Annotated in this window: 14 protein-coding genes and 1 other RNA gene; 7 read left to right on the forward strand and 8 right to left on the reverse strand. The window is 64.9% G+C overall.

What is annotated here, in order from left to right; genetic code table 11:
• Nucleotides 1-85 precede the first annotated feature (85 nt).
• The 6 genes from rnd to CDPAHKCJ_RS05290 form a co-directional block, all read right to left on the reverse strand.
• Nucleotides 86-1,267: a ribonuclease D gene (gene rnd / locus CDPAHKCJ_RS05265; RefSeq protein ID WP_166018942.1), complete on the reverse strand. Its 1,182-nt coding sequence runs from the start codon at nt 1,265-1,267 to the stop codon at nt 86-88.
• Between the two features lie 235 nt (nt 1,268-1,502).
• Nucleotides 1,503-2,129, reverse strand: a complete 627-nt coding sequence (gene recR / locus CDPAHKCJ_RS05270) for a recombination mediator RecR (RefSeq protein WP_043333870.1) — start codon at nt 2,127-2,129, stop codon at nt 1,503-1,505.
• Nucleotides 2,129-2,461, reverse strand: a complete 333-nt coding sequence (locus tag CDPAHKCJ_RS05275) for a YbaB/EbfC family nucleoid-associated protein (RefSeq protein WP_043333871.1) — start codon at nt 2,459-2,461, stop codon at nt 2,129-2,131. Before CDPAHKCJ_RS05275 ends, recR begins: the two co-directional genes overlap by 1 nt.
• Nucleotides 2,462-2,642: 181 nt before the next feature.
• Complete coding sequence (dnaX, locus tag CDPAHKCJ_RS05280; protein WP_166018943.1) at nt 2,643-4,823, reverse strand: DNA polymerase III subunit gamma/tau; 2,181 nt, start codon at nt 4,821-4,823, stop codon at nt 2,643-2,645.
• A 417-nt stretch (nt 4,824-5,240) separates the two neighbouring features.
• An RNA gene (gene ffs, locus CDPAHKCJ_RS05285) (signal recognition particle sRNA small type) lies at nt 5,241-5,337 on the reverse strand.
• 129 nt (nt 5,338-5,466) lie between these two features.
• Entirely contained in the window at nt 5,467-6,612 is a 1,146-nt protein-coding gene (locus CDPAHKCJ_RS05290) for an AbrB family transcriptional regulator (RefSeq protein WP_346773894.1), read from the reverse strand.
• 179 nt (nt 6,613-6,791) lie between these two features.
• Here CDPAHKCJ_RS05290 and CDPAHKCJ_RS05295 point away from each other — a divergent pair, with 179 nt between their 5' ends.
• The 3 genes from CDPAHKCJ_RS05295 (at nt 6,792) to CDPAHKCJ_RS05305 (ending at nt 10,728) form a co-directional block, all read left to right on the forward strand.
• Nucleotides 6,792-7,625, forward strand: coding sequence for a response regulator transcription factor (locus CDPAHKCJ_RS05295; protein WP_166018944.1), 834 nt, complete (start codon nt 6,792-6,794; stop codon nt 7,623-7,625).
• Entirely contained in the window at nt 7,622-9,373 is a 1,752-nt protein-coding gene (locus tag CDPAHKCJ_RS05300; RefSeq protein ID WP_205700789.1) for a sensor histidine kinase, read from the forward strand. Before CDPAHKCJ_RS05295 ends, CDPAHKCJ_RS05300 begins: the two co-directional genes overlap by 4 nt.
• A 137-nt stretch (nt 9,374-9,510) precedes the next feature.
• Nucleotides 9,511-10,728: an ABC transporter substrate-binding protein gene (locus CDPAHKCJ_RS05305; protein ID WP_166018945.1), complete on the forward strand. Its 1,218-nt coding sequence runs from the start codon at nt 9,511-9,513 to the stop codon at nt 10,726-10,728.
• 174 nt (nt 10,729-10,902) lie between these two features.
• Here the strand turns inward: CDPAHKCJ_RS05305 and mscK are convergent, their stop codons facing one another.
• Nucleotides 10,903-14,454, reverse strand: coding sequence for a mechanosensitive channel MscK (mscK, locus tag CDPAHKCJ_RS05310; protein WP_346773895.1), 3,552 nt, complete (start codon nt 14,452-14,454; stop codon nt 10,903-10,905).
• A gap of 424 nt (nt 14,455-14,878) precedes the next feature.
• Here mscK and CDPAHKCJ_RS05315 point away from each other — a divergent pair, with 424 nt between their 5' ends.
• The 4 genes from CDPAHKCJ_RS05315 to CDPAHKCJ_RS05330 all read left to right on the forward strand — a co-directional run bounded on the left by CDPAHKCJ_RS05315 (nt 14,879) and on the right by CDPAHKCJ_RS05330 (nt 17,698).
• Nucleotides 14,879-16,093, forward strand: a complete 1,215-nt coding sequence (locus CDPAHKCJ_RS05315; protein ID WP_240916658.1) for a phospholipase A — start codon at nt 14,879-14,881, stop codon at nt 16,091-16,093.
• A gap of 459 nt (nt 16,094-16,552) precedes the next feature.
• The gene (locus tag CDPAHKCJ_RS05320) at nt 16,553-16,891 is read left to right on the forward strand and encodes a DUF883 family protein (protein WP_082388358.1); all 339 of its coding nucleotides are present in this window, start codon (nt 16,553-16,555) and stop codon (nt 16,889-16,891) included.
• On the forward strand, nt 16,891-17,313 hold the full coding sequence (locus CDPAHKCJ_RS05325) for a phage holin family protein (RefSeq protein WP_166018946.1): 423 nt from the start codon (nt 16,891-16,893) through the stop codon (nt 17,311-17,313). The genes CDPAHKCJ_RS05320 and CDPAHKCJ_RS05325 overlap by 1 nt, the downstream gene beginning before the upstream one ends.
• Before the next feature lie 34 nt (nt 17,314-17,347).
• On the forward strand, nt 17,348-17,698 hold the full coding sequence (locus CDPAHKCJ_RS05330; protein ID WP_166018947.1) for a YqjK-like family protein: 351 nt from the start codon (nt 17,348-17,350) through the stop codon (nt 17,696-17,698).
• A 93-nt stretch (nt 17,699-17,791) separates the two neighbouring features.
• Here CDPAHKCJ_RS05330 and CDPAHKCJ_RS05335 read toward each other — a convergent pair whose 3' ends face one another.
• Entirely contained in the window at nt 17,792-18,988 is a 1,197-nt protein-coding gene (locus CDPAHKCJ_RS05335) for an MFS transporter (protein ID WP_166018948.1), read from the reverse strand.
• Between the last annotated feature and the right edge of the window lie 169 nt (nt 18,989-19,157).

Below are 19,157 nucleotides of genomic sequence, written 5' to 3' on the forward strand. Positions count from 1 at the left end.
GTTTCCGACCTGTGTTGCTGGCAGACCAGGCTGCGCGAACCTCGCGCATGCCCCTTTGCAGTCTGGCCCACGGAAGCGGCGAGCGTCAGCTCTCGAGCGCCTTGGCCAGGCGCGCGGCCAGCAGTTCACCACGCCAGCCCTGAGGCAAGGGCAACGGCTCACCCTCGTGATCGGCGATCACCAGCGCTTCCATGTCACGGCGCTTGCCGAGAATCTCCGGCTTGAGCTGCTGTGCCTCGGCCACCGCATTGACCTCACGCTTGAGGCGCTTCATGCAGCTCTTCCATTCCGGCGCCAACGGCGATGGCGGCACGCGCGGCAGCTGACTGTCATCGATCATCGCCACGTCCTTGAGCAGCGTCAGCACGGTGTCCCCGTGGCGCTTGATCTGCGGCGGGTGCATGCCATCGACCTTGGCCAGCTCGAAGCGATTGGTCGGCAGTCGCTCGCAGATACCGAACAGCTGCGCATCGGCCAGCAGGCGTGAACGCGGCACGTCACGCAGACGAATCTGCTCCTCACGCCAGTCACACAGTACCTGCCAGGCAGCCAGGCCGCGCGGTGATAGCTTCCACAGGCTGCGATGACGCTTCCAGTACTCCGGGTCCGGCGTGGCACCGCCGCTGCTGCCCGGGTCCCGGCAATCCTCTTCAAGCCACGCCATGCGGTCCAGCTCGAGTAATGCATCACGCTGCTCGGACCACACCTGCGGCAGGAACAGCACGTCCAGCGCGGCGTAATCGCACTGCGCCTGACTCAAGGGGCGCTTGAGCCAGTTGGAACGCGTCTCTTCCTTGGGCACGGTGACGCCCACCACGCGCTCGACCAGACGCTGATAGCCCATCGAGGCTTCACCGCCGGTCAGGCCTTCGGCGATCTGGGTATCGATCAGCGGCGTCGGCGCCACGCCCGCCCAGCGCAGGAAGACTTCCATGTCCTCGCCACAGGCGTGCAGCAGCTTGAGCGGGCCCTCTGCCCCCAGCAGACGCTTGAGTGCCTCGCTGGCCGGCACCACGGTGGGGTCGATGAGGAAGATACGCGGCGTCTTGCCGTCCGCACCGGGCAGCTCGCCGTCACGGGCGGCCATCAGCTGCACCAGTGCCGGAATCGGGAAGAAGGTCGACTCGCGGATGAATTCGGTGTCCAACGCCAGCCAATCGGCGCCTTCCAGTTCAGCACAGGCATCAGCCAGCGCCTCGGGGGTCTCGACCCAGACGGCCTCGAAATCGAGCTCTGACAGCAGTGCGGTGGCGGGTTGATCACTCATCAGCAAGGAAATCTCGTGGTGACAGGCTTGCCCGGGCAAGCGGAAATTGAAGGTGACGGGCACTCGCCAGACACCGGGCGGTAAACGACCGCGGGCGTGGTGGTTCCTGACCACCACGCCCGCAGACGTGCTGCTGTAGTTGCTTCAATACCGAAGCTGCCTTGAAGCCGAAGCTACCTTGAAGCCAGTGCCGGTGCTGAACATCGTCGGCACCGGAACCGGTACCGGCATCGCATCAGATCTCGCCGAGGGTGAACGGCAGACGACCGCTGAAGGCACGGCTGAGCGTGCCGCCATCGACGTATTCCAGCTCACCACCCATCGGCACGCCATAGGCCAGGCGCGTCAGCTTGAGCGGCTGCCCACCGTGCTGCACATCGCGAAGCTGCTCGGCGATGTAATGAGCGGTGGCCTCGCCCTCGACCGTCGGGTTGGTGGCCAGCACCAGCTCCTCGATCTGGCTCTCACGGACGCGGGTTTCCAGCGCATCCAGCCCGATATCCTCGGGCCCGATGCCATCCAGCGGTGACAGATGGCCGTGCAGCACGAAATAGCGCCCCACATAGCCACCCGCACCCTCGATGGCGAGCTGATCGGCGGGCGATTCCACCACGCACAGCACGCGCTCATCACGCCGCGGACTCAGGCACAGCTGACAGACCTCTTCCTCGGTCAACGTGCGACAGCGCGCGCAATAGCCGACGCGCTCCAGCGCCTCGCCCAGCACGCCGACCAGACGGTCGGCGCCCATGCGATCACGCTCCAGCAGATGCAGCGCCATGCGCTGTGCCGTTCTCGGGCCAACGCCCGGCAACACGCGCAAGGCATCCAGCAACTGATCGACCAGCGGCGAGAATCCCATCAGAACGGCATCTTGAAGCCGGCCGGAAGGTTCATGCCAGCAGTCGCCTCTTCCATCTGCTTCTTGGAATTGACTTCGACCTTGCGCACCGCGTCGTTGACGGCGGCCGCCAGCAGATCTTCCAGCAGCTCCTTGTCTTCTTCCATCAGGCTCGGATCGATCTCGACGCGCGCGACGTCATGACGACCGTTCATGGTGACCTTGACCATGCCCGCGCCGGATTCGCCCTGGACTTCCGCCTTGGCGGCTTCTTCCTGGACCTTCTGCATGCGCTCCTGCATTTCCTGCGCCTGCTTCATGATGTTACCCATACCGCCTTTTCCACCGAACATGGCTCACCTCATCAATAACGTGTTGAACATGACCTAACGATAAATGCTGTCTGGCGGACGTGCCATGTCGTGGCACCTCCGGCCTGTGGTGTGCATGCCTTGCCGGCACACACACCGTAAATCCGGGGAAGCATCAGTGGTGACCGGCACCGTCGACACTCGGTCGAAACTGCCCGGAGCGTCAGAAATCGTCCGGCTCGAAGGAGTTGACGCTCTCCTCGATCAGGCGCGCGCCCAGCTGTTGCTCCATGGACTGGATATGCGGGTCAGCGCGCAAGGCTTCAACCGCGCGCACGTGACGTTCACCCAGCAGACGAATGCGACGACTGTGCGGCGTTTCCAGACCTTCCGGCAGCGGCGCGACGCTGATCTCCAGCACACGCTCCACGCCCTGGCCCGCCAGCGCCTTGCGAATGCGATCCTGATGGACTTCGGCCATCATCGCCGACTGGGCGGGGTCCAGCCTCAACTTGAGGTGGGTGCCGTCATCGTGCTCGACCAGGCAATGCGCGCCGATATTGCGCGTGATGCCGCCCAGCCCCAGTGAGGGGAACAGCTCCAGCCACGCCGCATGATTCAAGCGACCATCGGCACTCGGGGCACTTGGTGCAGGCACTGCCGTAGGTGCCGGCTCCGGTGCGGGAGCAGGCTCCGGCATTGGTTGCGCTGCCACGGCCGGCTCGCTGGCGACCGGCTCGGGCGTGACAGACTCAGACACGACCGGCTCAGGCGCCGGCGATGCAGCGGGCTCGGGTCGTGCTGGCGCTGCCATTTCAGCTTCAGGGGGCAGCGGGGCCGATGACTCAGCAGCCTCTGGCTGTGCTGACGAACCGAAGGCGGCACTCAGGCGTGACATCGCCGAGCTGGGCGCAGCCGGCGCCTGTGCGGGAGCCGCTGTCTGTGCTGGTTCCGGTTCTGGCGCGGCCGCTGGCTGAGGCGCGTCTTGTGCTACGTCGCGAAAGCCGGCATCCCGGGCGTCCTGCGGAACGTCCTCCGTCGCCCACGGGGGCGGCTCGTCGGCCATCGGCGGCTGTGCTTCGGTCGCTGGCTCAGCAACTGGTGCAGCAGGCTGGGGCGCGGACGCCACCGGGGCCGCCGGCGCTTGCTGAGGCTGAGCCGGGGCTTCTTGAACAGGGGCCTGCTGAGCCGGAGCTGCTTGAACAGAAGCCTGTTGGACGGGCGCTTGCTGGACAGGCGCCGAGGCTTGAGCGCCAGGCGCGTTCGCACCCTCCGCCTGGCCGGTCATCGGCAGCGGCGTCTGCGCCGGGCGCGGTACGCCCTGCGGGCGGAAGGCCAGCATGCGCAGCAGCGTCATTTCCAGCGCAGTGCGCGCATCGGGGGCGTTGGCCATGTCGCCACGTCCCTGCAGGGCGATCTGATAATAGAGCTGCACGTCTTCGCCGGTGAAGCGGCTGGCCAGTGCCAGCAGCGCATCACGGTCACCATGGCCGTTGTCCAGTGCGCTCGGCACCATCTGGGCGATCGCCAGGCGATGGAAGACGGAGGCCATGTCGTCCAGCACCCCGCCATAGTCCGGCCCCTGCTCGGCCAGTGTCGCGACCTCCGCCAGCAGACTCGCGGCATCCAGCGAGGCCAGACACTCCAGCAGCGCCAGCACATGGCGGTGATCCAGCGTGCCGAGCATGGCGGCGACATCTTCGCGCCGCACCTGTCCATGGCCGAAGGCGATCGCCTGATCCGTCAGACTCATGGCGTCACGCATCGAGCCATCGGCGGCCTTGCCGAGCAGCCACAGCGCGTCTTCCTCGAAGCTGACTTCCTCGCGGGCGAGAATGTCAGACAGGTGCTCGACCACACGCACCGGCGGCATGTTCTTGAGCGTGAACTGCAGGCAGCGCGACAGGATGGTGACCGGCAGCTTCTGCGGATCCGTGGTCGCGAGCAGGAACTTCACATGGGGCGGCGGCTCTTCCAGCGTCTTGAGCAGCGCATTGAAACTGTGGGTCGACAGCATGTGCACCTCATCGATGAGGTACACCTTGTAGCGGCCCTGGGTCGGGGCGTACTGGACGTTGTCCAGCAGCTCACGCGTGTCCTCGACCTTGGTCCGCGAGGCGGCGTCGACTTCGATCAGGTCGACGAAGCGGCCTTCATCGATCTCGCGACAGGTGCCACACACGCCACACGGCCTGGAGCTGACGCCTTCTTCACAGTTCAGGCACTTGGCCAGAATGCGCGCCAGCGTCGTCTTGCCGACACCGCGGGTCCCGGTGAACAGATAGGCATGGTGCAGGCGCCCCTGATCGAGGGCATTGACCAGCGCACGGCTGACATGCTCCTGACCGATCAGTTCGTGAAAATTGCGCGGGCGCCACTTGCGCGCCAATACCTGATAGCTCATTGAGCGGGGCATTCCTTGGGCGATCTGAAACATGAGCTGAAACCTGCACGACCCGGTTGGACTTCACCACCGACGGTCGACAGACGGAGACCGATGACAAGGCCTCGCTGAGAATGCGCTCATTCTAGCGACTTGCCGAGTGGCTTCAAAGCACGATGCCACTTGCGCAGCAGGATTGGTGGCGCGACGCCGGATGACAGGTGTGGCACCCGGCCCGAATTGCGGGCACGACGAAACGCCAAGCGGGGCTCGGGACAGGCAGGAGATGACAGATTCAGACAGCGAGGGTGTAGCGAAAGGCTTCAGGCAGCGTGAAGCGGGGGGCTTGCGAGGGCTCGAGATAGCGCGTTGTACAGCAGACGGGATGATACGGACATTTCATGAGCAGCCACTTTCAGGGCCCTGAAATGGAGGCGGCCCCATCAGCCACATCCCGGCACACGCGTCAGCCACTACCGTTGCTCCCTTCCGGGCCTGGCGGGGTTTGCAGCCTAGCATTGCGGGAGGACCGACAGGGCCACCACAGATATGATCATTCGGTGAACTACCGAGCCAATCGCTTGAACTTCAAGCACTTGGCGTGATCAAGGCGCACACTATAACAGCGCATCGCCGCCCTCACAAGGGGAGATCACGCCTCGGGTTATTGCGTTGCCTCACGCGCTCGGCGGTGACGGAAATGACGCGTCATCACCGGTAGCAACAGCATCAGGACGATCAGGCGCAGCAGGTGATGGAAGGCGACGAAGATCGGGTCGAGATCGAGCGCCACCGCCAATAACGCCATCTCGCCGATACCGCCGGGGGCCAGAGCGAGAAATGCCACATCACGCGGCACGCCCATCAGCTGATGGATCAGTTCGGCAAAACAGCCCAGCACCGACAGCGCGATCAAGGTCGCCACGCCCGACTGGCCCATCACCCCGACCAGCACACGCGGCTTGAGGCCCTTGAAGCGCGCCCCGATGGCGCAGCCAAGTATCAGCTGCATGACATCGGTCCCCCATACCGGTGGCGAGAAACGCACCACGTCACCCAGCGACAGCACCAGTGCCAGCAACAGCGGCGCCAGCAGCGAGGCATTGGGAATGCGCAGTCGCCTGGCAAGGGGCAGCAGCATCGGCAGCACCGCGATCAGCCACAGGCCGCTTACCGCCACATCACTGCCGATGCCGGGCGTACCCGCCGCGCCCTCCAGCACCCAATAGAGCGGTGGCAGAATCATGATCACCAGCAGCACCCGCAACGACTGCGCCACCGCGATGCGCTGCGGATCGCCACCGATGCGCTCGCCGATTACCACCATCGCTGTCAGCGCGCCGGGCACCGAGGAGAACCACGCGCTGGTGGCGTCAAAACCACAGCGGCGATACCAGGCGGCGCAGACCAGCGTCGAGACCCACACCCCCGCCAGCAGCAGCAACGCCGACAACCACCAGCTGGAAAGGTGCGAGACCAGCTCCGGCGAGACGCGCGCCCCCAGCGTCAGACCCAGTACACCCAGAAACAGGTTGCGCAAGCGATCGGGCACACCAAGCTTGAGCCCGGCCATCGCGCCCAGCAGGTTGGCGACCAGCGGCCCCAGCATCCATGCCAGCGGCATGCCGGTAAGCTGGAACAGCCAGCCGCCCACCACCCCAAGCGCCAGCGAGGTCAGCAGCGGTCTGAACGACGCGACAGCCTTGAGCGACATGACAGCCTTGAGCGACATGACAGCCGTGAACCAATGGGCTGGCGAGAGACGAGAGGCGCGCGCCTTGAGGCGCTGCAATGGCGGAATGGATGGCATGCTGGCTTCCTTGTCAGCGACACGAAACAGGCCACCAATGATACGCTGGCGCAAGCGCCATTGGCTGCCTGTTTGAGGCAATATTGTGCCTTCAAGCGGGCCGTGCAGGTCGCAGACCGGCCCTGAGCCTGACTCTCATCACTCTTGTCGCGTACCTGACGCGCCCTTGCGGAGCCCGGATGACTTCTCCCGACTCACTCCCCTCAGCGACTGACGATTCAGCGGCTGACGCCTCAGCGGCTGACGCATCAGCGCATGGCCCAGCCACCGCCCCGCCCCCGGCCCTGCTGCTGGTCGAGGACGACGCCCTGCTGTCCAGCACGCTGTGCAGCGTATTTTGCGCCGAGGGGCTTGCGGTCACCCACCTGGCCGACGGCGCCGCGGCGCTTGCCCGCCTGGCGGCCAGCCGCGATCACGGCTTCGCGCTGATCGTGCTCGACCTCAACCTGCCCGGTGCTTCCGGACTCGAGATTCTCGCCGCGCTGCGCCAGCATGATCGCCAGACACCAGTGCTGATTCTCACCGCGCGTGGCGCCATCGAAGATCGCGTGCGCGGGCTGGACCTCGGCGCCGATGACTATCTTGCCAAGCCCTTCGTGCTCGATGAGCTGGAAGCCCGCGTGCGCGCCCTGCTGCGCCGCCATGCCACTCTTCAGGCCAGTCAGCAGGCCAGCCAGCAGCCGGCGCCCTCGCCTGGCATCGCCCCACGCCTGACCCTCGGCAGCCTGGCCTTTGAGCCACTCAATGCACGCTTTCTGCTCGCCGATGCCCCGTTGGCGCTGCCGCCCCGCGAGCAGCGCCTGCTGGGCTGTCTGATCCAGCATGCTGGCGAGCCGGTGGACAAGGCGCGTCTGACCCGCGAGGCCTTCGGTGAGGAGGAAGCCGTGGGCGACAACGCCATCGAGGTCTATGTGCATCGCCTGCGCAAGCGCCTGGAAGGCAGCGACGTCAATCTGCGAACCATCCGTGGCCTTGGCTATCTACTGGAACAGACCACGGACGGCCGCGCTTGAATTCCGCACCCTCACCACGCCCGCAGTCGGCGGCAAAACGCAGCATCAGCCTCTATCGACGTCTGCTGAGCTGGCTGCTGCTGCCCCTGCTGGCGCTGGGCACTCTATTGCTGGTGCAGGCCTTCCTGTCGGCGCGCGAGGCAGCGGACCGCGCCTACGACCGGCTGCTCGAGGCCTCGCTGGTCACCATCGCGGAACAGGTCAAATGGCAGGACGGCCAGTTATGGCTCGACCTGCCGCCCGCCGCCCTCGAGATGCTGGCCACCGATGCCCAGGAACGCGTCTTCTACAGCCTGGTGGACGCCGATGGCGAGCAGGTCACCGGCAATACCCACCTGCCGGACGCCAATCGCGCCGCCGATGGTCGCCTGGCCCCACAGGAATCGCTCGGACGCAGCGGCGAGCTGTCGTTTCGCGATATCGCCTGGCAGGGACAGACACTGCGGCTGGGCAGCCTGGATACCCGGCTGGGCGGCTGGGGCGACGACCCACGCCACGGCCAGCGCTACAGCATTCGCGTCGCCCATACCCGCGAGGGGCGAGACACCCTGACGCGTGAGCTGTTCAGTGGCTCACTGGTGCGTCTGGCGGGGATGGCAACCCTGGCACTGCTGGTGGTGCTGATCGGCGTCCGGCTGGCGCTGTCGCCGCTGACCCGCCTGCGGCGCGCCATTCGCGAACGTGACTCGCGCAGTCTGGCGCCGCTCAACCTGCCCCTGCCGCGCGAGCTCGAGGAACTCAAGCACACCATCAATGACCTGCTGGCGCGCATGCGCCGCGTGCGCGCCAATCAGGAGCGCTTCATCGGCGACGCCTCGCACCAGCTGCGCACCCCGCTGGCGGGACTCTCCGCTCACGCCGAGCTGGCACTGCGTCAGCAGGACCCCAGCGCCTGGCATGCCGCGCTGGGCCAGATGCAGGCCACCGCCAGCCATACCGCCCATCTGGCCAATCAACTGCTGTCGCTGACACGCCTCAACAACCCGGAGGTGCAGCCGCCGCGCGTGCCGCTGGAGCTGTCGGCGCTGGCGCGCGCCACCGTCAGCCGCCTGTTCCTGCGCTGTGATCGCGCCGGGGTGGACCTCGGCCTCGAGATCGCCCCGGACATCGACGGTGCCGCCTGGACGCTGGGCGTCGAGTGGCAGCTCGAGGAGGCACTGGCCAATCTGATCGACAATGCCTGCAAGCACGGAGCGCGCACCGTCACACTCACCCTGAACCGGATGGCGGCGCCGAGCGATGCTCTTCCAGCACTATCGGACAGTGCCACGCTGGCGGGCCGCTGGCGCCTGAGTGTCGAGGATGACGGCCCGGGCATCGACGCCGAGCGACGCCTGCTGGTGCTGCGCCCCTTCCACCGCAACACCCAGCCGGACAGTCACGATCAGATGCCAGCGCAGCAGCCCGATGAGCTCAAGCATCACGAGGGTGCCGGACTGGGGCTGGCGATCGTCGATGGCATCGCGCGACATCATGATGCGCGCCTGACGCTCAGCGACGCGACAGCACGCAGCGTGCCGCAGACTGCGGAACCTGCGTCCTGTACAGAAGATGCAACCCGCGCAGCCGACGCAGCCGACGCAGACGACGTAGGCGAGACAGACGAGACAGACGAGACAGGCGCGTCCAGCGGGCTATGCGTCAGTCTGCATCTGGCACCCTGTGCAGCGCCTGAGGTGAGAGTGGATGGGGACGATGAATCGGCACAGGCCGGCAAGCCTGCAAGGACAGGAGGCACAGCATGCTAGCGCGACGACCGCGAATCGGGCGGCAGCGCCCTGACAGTCACGGCTCTGACAGTCACGGCTCTGACAGTCACGGTCCTGTGAATCAGGGCCCGGCCAGACAGCGCGCTGGAGGACTGGTGGTCTGCCTGGGGTTGGCCATGCTTCTGAGTCCCGTCAGTCAGGCCGCAACCCAGGCGGGGGCCCGGGCGGCGTTCGATCCGCTGCTCGAAGAACATCAATCGCTGTGGTTGCAGGGCGGCCAGCCAGTCACGGCGCCCGCGCCTGACAGCGACGCAAGCCTCGCGGCAGACCTGACGATACACGCCGCGCTGGACCTGCCCGAGATTCGCCCGCTGCTGCTGCGTTACAGCCGCCAGCATCCTGAGCGCGTGCTGCACTACGTCAATCGCTCCGCACTGGGACTTGAAGCACAGTACCTGCAGGCACCGCTGACACCGCAGGCGGATCTGATGATCTCCTCGGCCATGGGGCTGCAGTACCGACTCGCCAATCAGGGTCATGCTCTGGCACTCGAGGCCCCCAACCTGACCGCCTGGCCGGCCAACTCACGCTGGCGCAATGAGCTGTATGCGATGAGCTTCGAGCCGATCGTGATGGTGGCACGACGCGATGCGCTCAAGCGCCTGGCGGACCTCGACGGCCTGCGCAATCCCCTCGATGTGCTGCGCAGTCATCGCGACTTCTGGCACCTGCTCGAGACGCGCCGCGAGCAGCTGCGTGGCCGCATCATCAGCTATGACCCGCGCAGCAGCGGCTCCGGCTTTACCTATGCCGTGTCCGACGCCCGGCAATCGCCGCGCTACTGGACGCTGGTCCGCGCCATGGGACAGGCCGATGCCAGGCTGGCCAGCACCACCGGTGCCATGCTCGAGGCGCTGGCCAGCGGCGAGGTGGACATTGCCTACAACCTGGTCGGCCCCTACGCGGTGACCTATGCCCGCGCCCATCCGGAGCTGGTGGTGATCGTGCCGGAAGACTATGTGCTGATTCAGCGCCGGCTGGCCTTCATACCCCAGCAGGCGCCTCATCCCGAGGCCGGTGAAGCCTTTCTCGACTGGTGGCTGAGTCTGGAGGGCCAGCAGGCGGTGGCCAGCGACAGTCAGCTGGGCGCGCTGCACCCCGAGGTGCGTGGCAAGGGCAGTGCCCAGCATATGCGCGAGCAGCTGGGCGATGCGCTACGCCCGATCGAGATCGGCCCTGGCCTGCTGGCGACACTCGATCGCCTCAAGCAGGCCAGCTTCCTGAGCCGCTGGGTGCTGGAATTCGAGGCACCCGCTCCCGTTGCCGGTGAGGCGAGCCTGGGTCAGGGTCAGGGCCAGCCCCCGTCAGCAACGCCGCCAGAATTGAACCAATGATCCGTGTCGTCAGGCCTGACTAGCACACCCTCTCTTTCACGGCTCGATCTGCAAAAGGCGCCATTACCGGGCGCACTGGACACAGGACCGTGCCCATCACGCACAAGGCGCCCCTCGGGGCGCCTTGTGCGTGATGGCATACGGCACTCAATGACATGAGCAGCGGCCTCGGCATCAACGGCCACCAGCATCTCCGCCGCCGTCACCGTCGCCGTCCTCGGCATTCGGTGCGGCCTCACGCAGCCCGGCGTCCTCACGGCCTGCCAGACCATCAGCGGGCTTGCGGCGCGCGATCAGCGCGCCACCTTCCCGGTGCTCGCTGCTCTGATACTGCGTACTTTCCGCCTCGCTGCTTTCCAATGAGCCGCTGGCGGGGCGCAATGGCTCCGCCGAGGCGCTGCGCTGCTCGACGAGGCGCTCGGTGCCATCGGCGCGATGCAGCCAGACATCCATCTGCTGGAAGGCGACCTTGAGGCCGTGCTCGCGGAAGCGTGCATCGACCCAGCGATTGATCTCATCGGTGGCGTAGAGGCGATCGGTCAGGTCATTGACGTAGATGCGCAGCTCGAAACCGAAGTTGTCCTGGTTGTAGGTCAGGCAGAATACCAGTGGCTCCGGGTCCTTGAGCACCCGCTTGTTTTCCTGGGCAGCCTGCATCAACAGACGATGCGCCAAGTCCAGATCGCTGCCATGGGCGACACCGAAATTGAGCACCACCCGCGTGACGTTGTCCGACAGCGACCAGTTGATCAGCTGGTCGGTAACGAACGTCTTGTTGGGGATGATGATCTCCTTGCGATCGAAATCCGTCACCGTGGTGGCGCGAATCCGGATGCGATTGACCGTGCCATGCAGGTTGCCGATGGTGATGGTGTCGCCGATGCGCACCGGGCGCTCGAACAGGATGATCAGGCCCGAGATGAAGTTGGCGAAGATCTCCTGCAGACCGAAGCCCAGCCCGACACTCAACGCCGCCACCAGCCACTGCAGCTTGTCCCAGCTAACGCCCATGCTGCCCAATGTCATCACGAAACCGGTAGCCATGATCACATAGGACAGCAGCGAGGTGATCGCATAGCTGGAGCCCTGCTTGAGCTCGAGCCGCGACAGGATCGAGACTTCCAGCAGGCCCGGCAGGTTGCGCGCCATCATCACCGCCACGGCGAGGGTGATCATGCCCGCGATCAAATCCGCCAGCGAGATGGGCGTCGCCGAATCGCCCTCGACGGAGGCGGCGATTTCCCACACCACCACGCTGTCGAGATAGCTGAGCACATTGAGCAGATCGGCCCACACCACATAGAAGATCGCCAGGAAGCTGATGACCAGAATCAGTTTCGAGAGACGCAATGACTGGGAGTTGACCTGCTCCATGTCCAGCGGCGGCTCTTCCACCACCTCGACACCGCCTTCGGCGCCCTCCTGAACCTGAGCGCGGCGACGCGCCACGGCGCGACGATACGCCAGTCGACGCGCAGCGACTGCCAGACCACGCACCACGGTGGCTTCCACCAGAATCCAGGCTCCGAACAGGAAGATGGTGGTAATGAAGCGGCCACACAGGCGCAGCGCGGTGTACTCGTAGCCAAGACAGATCAGCACGCCCAGCGCCACCGGCACCAGCGCCATCGCAAGCCCCAGAATCAGTCGGAACAGCTTGAGGCCGAAGAAGGGGACGTGGGCCAGTATCAGCCGCGACAGACAGAAGCTCATCGCCATCAGGCCCACGAACAGAATGGCCAGCCCCAGCGGACGTTCGAGCAGATTGAGGTCAGCCTCGCTGATGATGTTGGTGGTCAGCACCACCGGCAGCAGCGCGAAGCCCAGCCACCAGATGTGGCGGCGCAGCTCCGCCACGTAGGTGGCCGGCCACTGGAAGTGACGCTCGGCGACGCCGTCCTTGACCAGCAGCCGGCGGAAGATGGCGAAGATGCCCCACGCCAGAGAAAGCTTCAAAAGCGCCTGCCCCAGCGCCCACAGCATGACGCTTTCACCCAGCGACAGCACGCTGCCGACCAGTGCCAGCGCCAGCGCGCCGGGTATGGCCAACAGGACGTTGAGCAGAATGGCGCGTGGCGTATGCAGCTGGGTATCCTGCTTCAGGCGCCCTATCTGGGCGTGCAGATCCGCCAGGCGCGCGCGGATGCGCGAGCGCTTCCAGGTGATGAAGATCAGCAGCAGCAAGCCCGGCAACGCCACCCATAGGTCATTGAGCTGGAAGCCTTTGGACAGCCCTGCCACCACGCCGCGCCAGACGGTGGGCTTGAGCTCTTCGGCAAGCATTTCCGGGGTGCGTGACAGCCATTCCAGATCCAGTGGCTTGCCATTGGCGACCCAGAACAGCTGCTCCTCGATGGTCTGGCGCAGACGTCCGGAGACTTCGAGCAATTGCTGCTGGTTGAGCTGCAGGTCAATGGCACGTGCCAACAGGCTGTCGTATTCCTTGTCGAGCTTGTCGACCAGCTCCTTGCGCGCCTCCAGCTGACCGATCAATGCCTGACGCAGCTCGGCGCTGACCTGGCTGACATCGGCATTGCCGCCGGGGCGCTCCAGCGCCGCGGCCTCGCCCAGCACGTGCGAATTGAGATAGCCCGGAATATCGGCGAGCTGTTCACGCACCTTGTTGAGCTCGAACTGCTTGAGGCGCAGGTCGGCGATCTCTTCCTTCAAGTCCTTGCGCACATCGACCTGCGGCAGGCGGCTCTGCTGCTCGCGCAGGATACGCGCCAGCAGGACGCTGCCCTTGATGGCCTCGATCTGCTCGCTCATGGTGCGCTCGACCTGGGTGACACGATCAAGCTGGGTGCGCACCTCCAGCCCATCGCGAATCACGGCATTGACGCGATCGGTAATCGCCAGCAGCTGGCTGCTGAGCTCGCGGTTGCGGTTGAGTACCTGCTGGAAGATGGGATTGTCGGCCAGCGCGGCGTTCTCGCCACTGGTGGCATCGGCGATGGTCTGCTCGGACTGGTTGCGGCGCTTGTCGTTGACCAGGGTCTGGATCTGCTCCAGGTCCTGCTCCAGATTGGCGATCTGGCGGCTGTAGAGTGTCTTGCGCACCTGGGCCAGCTCACGCAGCAGAGAGCTTGAATTGAGCTCTGAATGACTCAGTTCGCCACGCGTTTCGGCCAATGCCAGACGGGCCTCGATCAGATCACGTCCGGTGCCGGACAGGTCGTCATCGGTGTTGCCACCCAGCTGGGTCTGCAGGCGCTGCACCTGCTGCTGAGCATCGGCCAGGGTCGAGCGCGAACGCTCCGGCAGGCTCTGGGCATTGATCAGGCGCCGGTTGGTGTCGGCCAGCTTGTCCTGCAGGTTCTGCAGCGAGTCCAGGATCGAGGTCATGCGCTTGTCCAGGGCCTCGACCGACTCGCCTTCAAGTGACGCGATGCTGGGTGGGGTGTAATCCTGGGGCAGACGCGCCAGCTCAGCCTGTGCCTTCGCCAGCTCCGCCGGCGCCTCCTTGACCTCATTCTTGAGAGAACTCAGGCTGCTGCTGGCCTCGGCGAGGTCGTCCAGCACCGTCAGGGTATCCTTGAGGTCCGCGATACGCTGACGCGTGTCGGCATCCGGCTTCTCGACGCTCTGCAGGTCTTCAAGCTGAGTCTGGACATCAGCACGCTTCGGGGCGTCCGCACTGGCCGTGGCCGGCACCCAGGCCAGCAGCACCATCAGCAGCAAGGCGCCTGCCAACATCATCAGTCTCAAGGACTTGTTACCTGTCACAGCTGTCTCCTCAATGGTCACCACCGCGCTTTTTCATCGGCTCCACTGCCCCGCCTGGCCGCCGTCAGCCATGCAGGATGACATCGTGACAGGTCGCAAACGCGGGCAAGGGCCGCATTGTCGACTGGCGCTGCATCACACGCAATCCTTGTCGGCAAACGTCTGCCAGCGGCGCCCAGCATAGGATGAGGGGGAGAATGAACGAGAGAGCGAAGTGAAGAATGAAGCAAAGAATGACAGGATGGAAAAGCGGTGCTTTCAGGCCAGCGTGAGCGGCATACATCGTCGCATCGAGGCGACGCACCTGTCGGAATCTTCGTGCTGGAACCGGACACTGCGCCGCCAGTAGAATGGCAGACATGTCATGAACATTGCTCCATAATGCCCTGCTCCCCCGCCGCGGTGTAACCGACAGGATACTTCCATGCCCCTCCGCCTTGCCTCCATCGGATTCCGGTCCGTCCCTGCACGCCTCTCGGGAGTGCTGGCCACAGTACTGCTGGGTGCTGCCGCACCGGCAGCGGCCGACGTGCCCTACACCATGGATACCGAGGGACGCGTGGTACTGGTCAACGGCAAGCGCTTCGCTCCCGAAGCACTGGGCATGACTGCCGCCCAGGCCCGTGCGGGGGCCATGAGCCAGACCGAGTGGCGCGAACTGGCCGCTTCTGCGCCGGGCACGGCGCAGGACGTCGAGAGTGACCCGCGTACCGAGCAGGTATTCCTCTCCAACCGGGACGATGCGGATTACGACCGCTACTCGGCGGAAGCGGCCGAGACCGAGCGGGCACAAGGCCAGAGCGCTGACGCGCCCCTCGATGAAAGCCTGGCTCAGCAGCGTGCCAAGGAGCGTGTCGTTCTTGAGGACGATGCCGAGAAGAATCCGCTGGCCATCACCGCCTACAAGCGCAATTACCTGCTGCCCTGGGCCTACAACACCAACCCGGATGCCAATGGCTTTGCCGAAGTCACCCGGGAAGGCGAGGTGGACAAGACCGAGGTAAAATATCAGCTCAGCCTCAAGGTCGAGCTGATGGATGACATCTTCGGTGACAATGGCGACGTGTTCTTCGCCTATACCCAGCGCAGCTGGTGGCAGGCCTACAACTCCGATGCCTCGGCGCCGTTCCGCGAGACCAATTACGAGCCGGAAGCCTTCCTGCAGTTCGACAATCGTTATGAGCTGTTCGGCTGGACCAATACCCGCAACCGCATCGGTTTCGCGCATCAGTCCAATGGCCGTTCCGACCCGTTGTCGCGCAGCTGGAACCGCGTCTACGCCGACATGATGTTCCAGAACGGCGACTGGGCCATCGCGGTCACGCCGCACTGGCGCGTGCCGGAGGAGTCCGACGAAGACGACAACCCGGACCTCTACAACTACATCGGCTACGGCGACATCACGGTCGGCTATACCGCGGATCAGCACGAATTCACCTGGATGGTGCGTGGCAACCCCTCCAAGGGCAATTACGGCAACCAGCTCGACTACTCCTTCCCGCTGTTCGGCAAGGTACGTGGCTACGTGCAGTACTACCACGGCTACGGTGAGAGCCTGATCGACTACGACCACAGCGTGAATCGCTTTGGCCTGGGCTTCTCGATCAATACCTTCTTCGCCGGCTCGCCAGAGACCTGATCAAAGAGACCTGATCCAGAAGTTCTGATCAAAGAGTGCTGACGCAAGCACTCGCATGACCCTCCCGCAACGGGCAGCCCAGGCTGCCCGTCTTGCCATCTGCCCCGCCCGTAGGCGCCGCCCATGTGGACCACCGCCCATGTGAACCGCCCATATGGATCCAGTGGCACGCCCATGATCCAGATCATGTCTCCCGCACATGACATGGCGATATCGTGCTCTGTGCCCATCTTGCCCTTGTGTTTGTCGCGTTCGACCCCCACGACTTGTGCATGACCACGCAAGACGCGTCATGACGACGTGCTGACGATGCTTGCAGGAAGTCTCGCGCAAGCGGATTCAGGTCATGCCCTGCCGCCTGCGGCGCCCCAGGGAAGAGAGAGTTCGAGAGTCAAGCGCAGTCAACACCGCGCTCACCATTCGCGAAATCTGATTCGACATACGGGAAGGAGTTACACCATGGCTATGCAAAAGATCGGCGATCACACCACTTCCGCGACCGGTGCCAACACCGACCAGCTGAAGGAAGATCTGCGCCATCTGTCCCAGACCGTCGAGGAACTGCTGCACGCCTCGGCTGAAGATTCCCGCGAGAGCATGAAGGAAGCCCGCGCCCGCGCCCAGACTCGCCTGGAAGCTACCCGCGCCCGCCTCAGTGCACAGGGCGATCGCCTCGCCGCTGGCGCACGCGAATCCGTGGATTGCGCTGATCGCTACGTGCACGACAACCCGTGGACCAGTGTCGGTATCGGCGCGGCCGCCGGTGTCGTCGTCGGCATGCTGCTTGGCCGTCGCTGATGCAGGAGCAAGGGCCGGTTGAACGCGTACTTGGCGCCATCCGACGTCTGACTGCGAGCCTGGTCGAGAGTGGCGAGACGCGCTTGCGTCTCGCCGTGCTGGAGCTCGAGGAAGAACGCGAACGGCTGTTCGTGATGCTGCTGCTGTCGGGTATCGCCCTGATGCTGATCTGCTTCGGCATCGGCCTGGCGATCCTGCTGGTGGTCGTGGCCTTCTGGGATACCCATCGCCTGCTGGCCATCGCTCTGAGCGGCGGCGTCCTGCTGGCATTGGGGGGATTGATCGCCTGGCGCGTCAAGGTGATCGCTTCCCAGCGCAGCCTGCTGCGCTCCACGCTCAGCAACCTGAGCCGTGACAGCGACAGCCTCAAGGATGTGCGTGCCGACGCACTGGAACGCCAGCGCCAACGCGAAAACCATTGATGCCCCGCTTGCCAGTGCCTGCCAAGGAGGCGAGATGAGTTCTTCCAGACAATCCCTCGCGCGACGCGAGCCGGCGCTACCTCCCGTACAGGGCAACGGACGTCGGTCAGCCCATCCGCGTGACGCCAAACGTGCGGAACTCGAAGCACGCATCAGTCAGCAGCGCCTCGATGTCAGCCATGCGATGCGCGAACTCAAGGAGGCCACCGCCCCCATCGACCGCGGCTGGGCCAAGGTCCAGCAATACCGCGGCCCGTTGGTGCTGGTGGGCGGTCTGATCGCGGCGCGGGGCGGTTTCCGGCCAAAGAAGGGCCTGAGCCTGCTCAAGCGCGGCCTGATGGGCTGGGTGATGATTCGCCGACTGAGAATATTGTTCGACAAGTAATCACGATACATACCGAAAGCCCCGCCACCTGGCACTCAGGTGGCGGGGCTTTTTTCGTCATTGCGACGTGCAGCTCCGTGAATCCTACCGCGATCAAGCGCTGCGGCTGTCACGCTTGAGCAGATACACGCCCAGATAGAACACCGCGAAGATCAGCCCCAGCACGGCGGCGGCGCCGAAGACATTGCTGCCGTCACCGGGCAGGAACTCCAGGAAGGACGTCAGGAACTGTCCCAGGAAGATCGCCATCGTCAGGTAGGAGAGATTGCGACCGCGCACCGAGGCGTGGCTGCGCTCCACCGTCATGTGGTTGAGCAAGGGGATCGAGAAGCCGAACCCCATGCCGGACAAGACGGCCCCGATACTCATCAGCATCATGTTCTCGGCCTGCTGGAAGACGAACAGGCTGCCGGCATACAACAGGAAGGCAAATACCAGCGTCGGCATCTCGCGCAAGGCACGTGAGACCTTCGGCATCAGCATGGCCGCCACCACCGCAACCAGCGAGATCGACGCCAGGAAGATGCCGGTCGAGGCCTCGTTCAGCCCCAGCAGGCTCAGGCGCTTGGGCAGCATGACAATGGCGGTGAAGAACAGGGTCATGGCCATGGCCGCCGCCAGATAGACACTGGTGAGCGAAGCTGACAGCGCCTGCTGACCCGACTTGCCAGCCGTTTCATCAGGGGCTGCAGGTGACTGCCTGGGCACCATCATCCACAGCATGACCAGCAGTAGCCAGGCCAGCAGGTAGAGCAGGAAAGGCAGCTGCCAGGCGATACCCGCCAGCACACCACTGACGAACAGGAAGATCACGCCGCCAAGTTCGATGGACATGCCCTGCTGGGCGATCATCGCCAGACGTGCATGACCGTGATACCACTCGGAGATCAGCGTGGTGCCGCCCGCCATGACCACCGCGGTCACGCCACCGAGCAGAATGCGATCGGCGAACACGACGACGGTGCCTTCCAGCAGGGCACCGCCTGCCCCCAGCAGACCATACAGAAACAGCCCGCCTGTCAGCGCACGATAGGCGCCGATGCGATCGATCATGCGCCCGGCGATGGGCGCGAACAGCACGGCACCCAGCGACGGCAGGGTAATCAGCCAGCTGGCATGGTTTTCCACCTCAAGCGCCGAGGCGATGCTCAGAAGCCCCGGCGCGACCACGGTTCCCACCATGATGGTCAGACAGGCGATGGCCAGCAGCGTGAAACGCCCGCCGCCAGAAAGTGATCGAGAGGAATCGCGCGTATCCTGCGCGATTCCTCGGGAAGTTGATGTCGTCATATCGGCTCCACTCGGAAACAGGGCCCTCCTGTCAGACGCCACGCGCCCCGCCCCCTCGCTTGCTTGCGTGCTCGCGAGACAAGACCAGCGGCAGGCAGCCAGAGACAGGAGACAAGGCGAGACGGCAGAGACTGGTGAAGGGAGGTTTGGCAGGCCTTCAGACTAGCGA

Source organism: Cobetia sp. MB87 (genome assembly GCF_011319755.1).
GTDB lineage: Bacteria > Pseudomonadota > Gammaproteobacteria > Pseudomonadales > Halomonadaceae > Cobetia.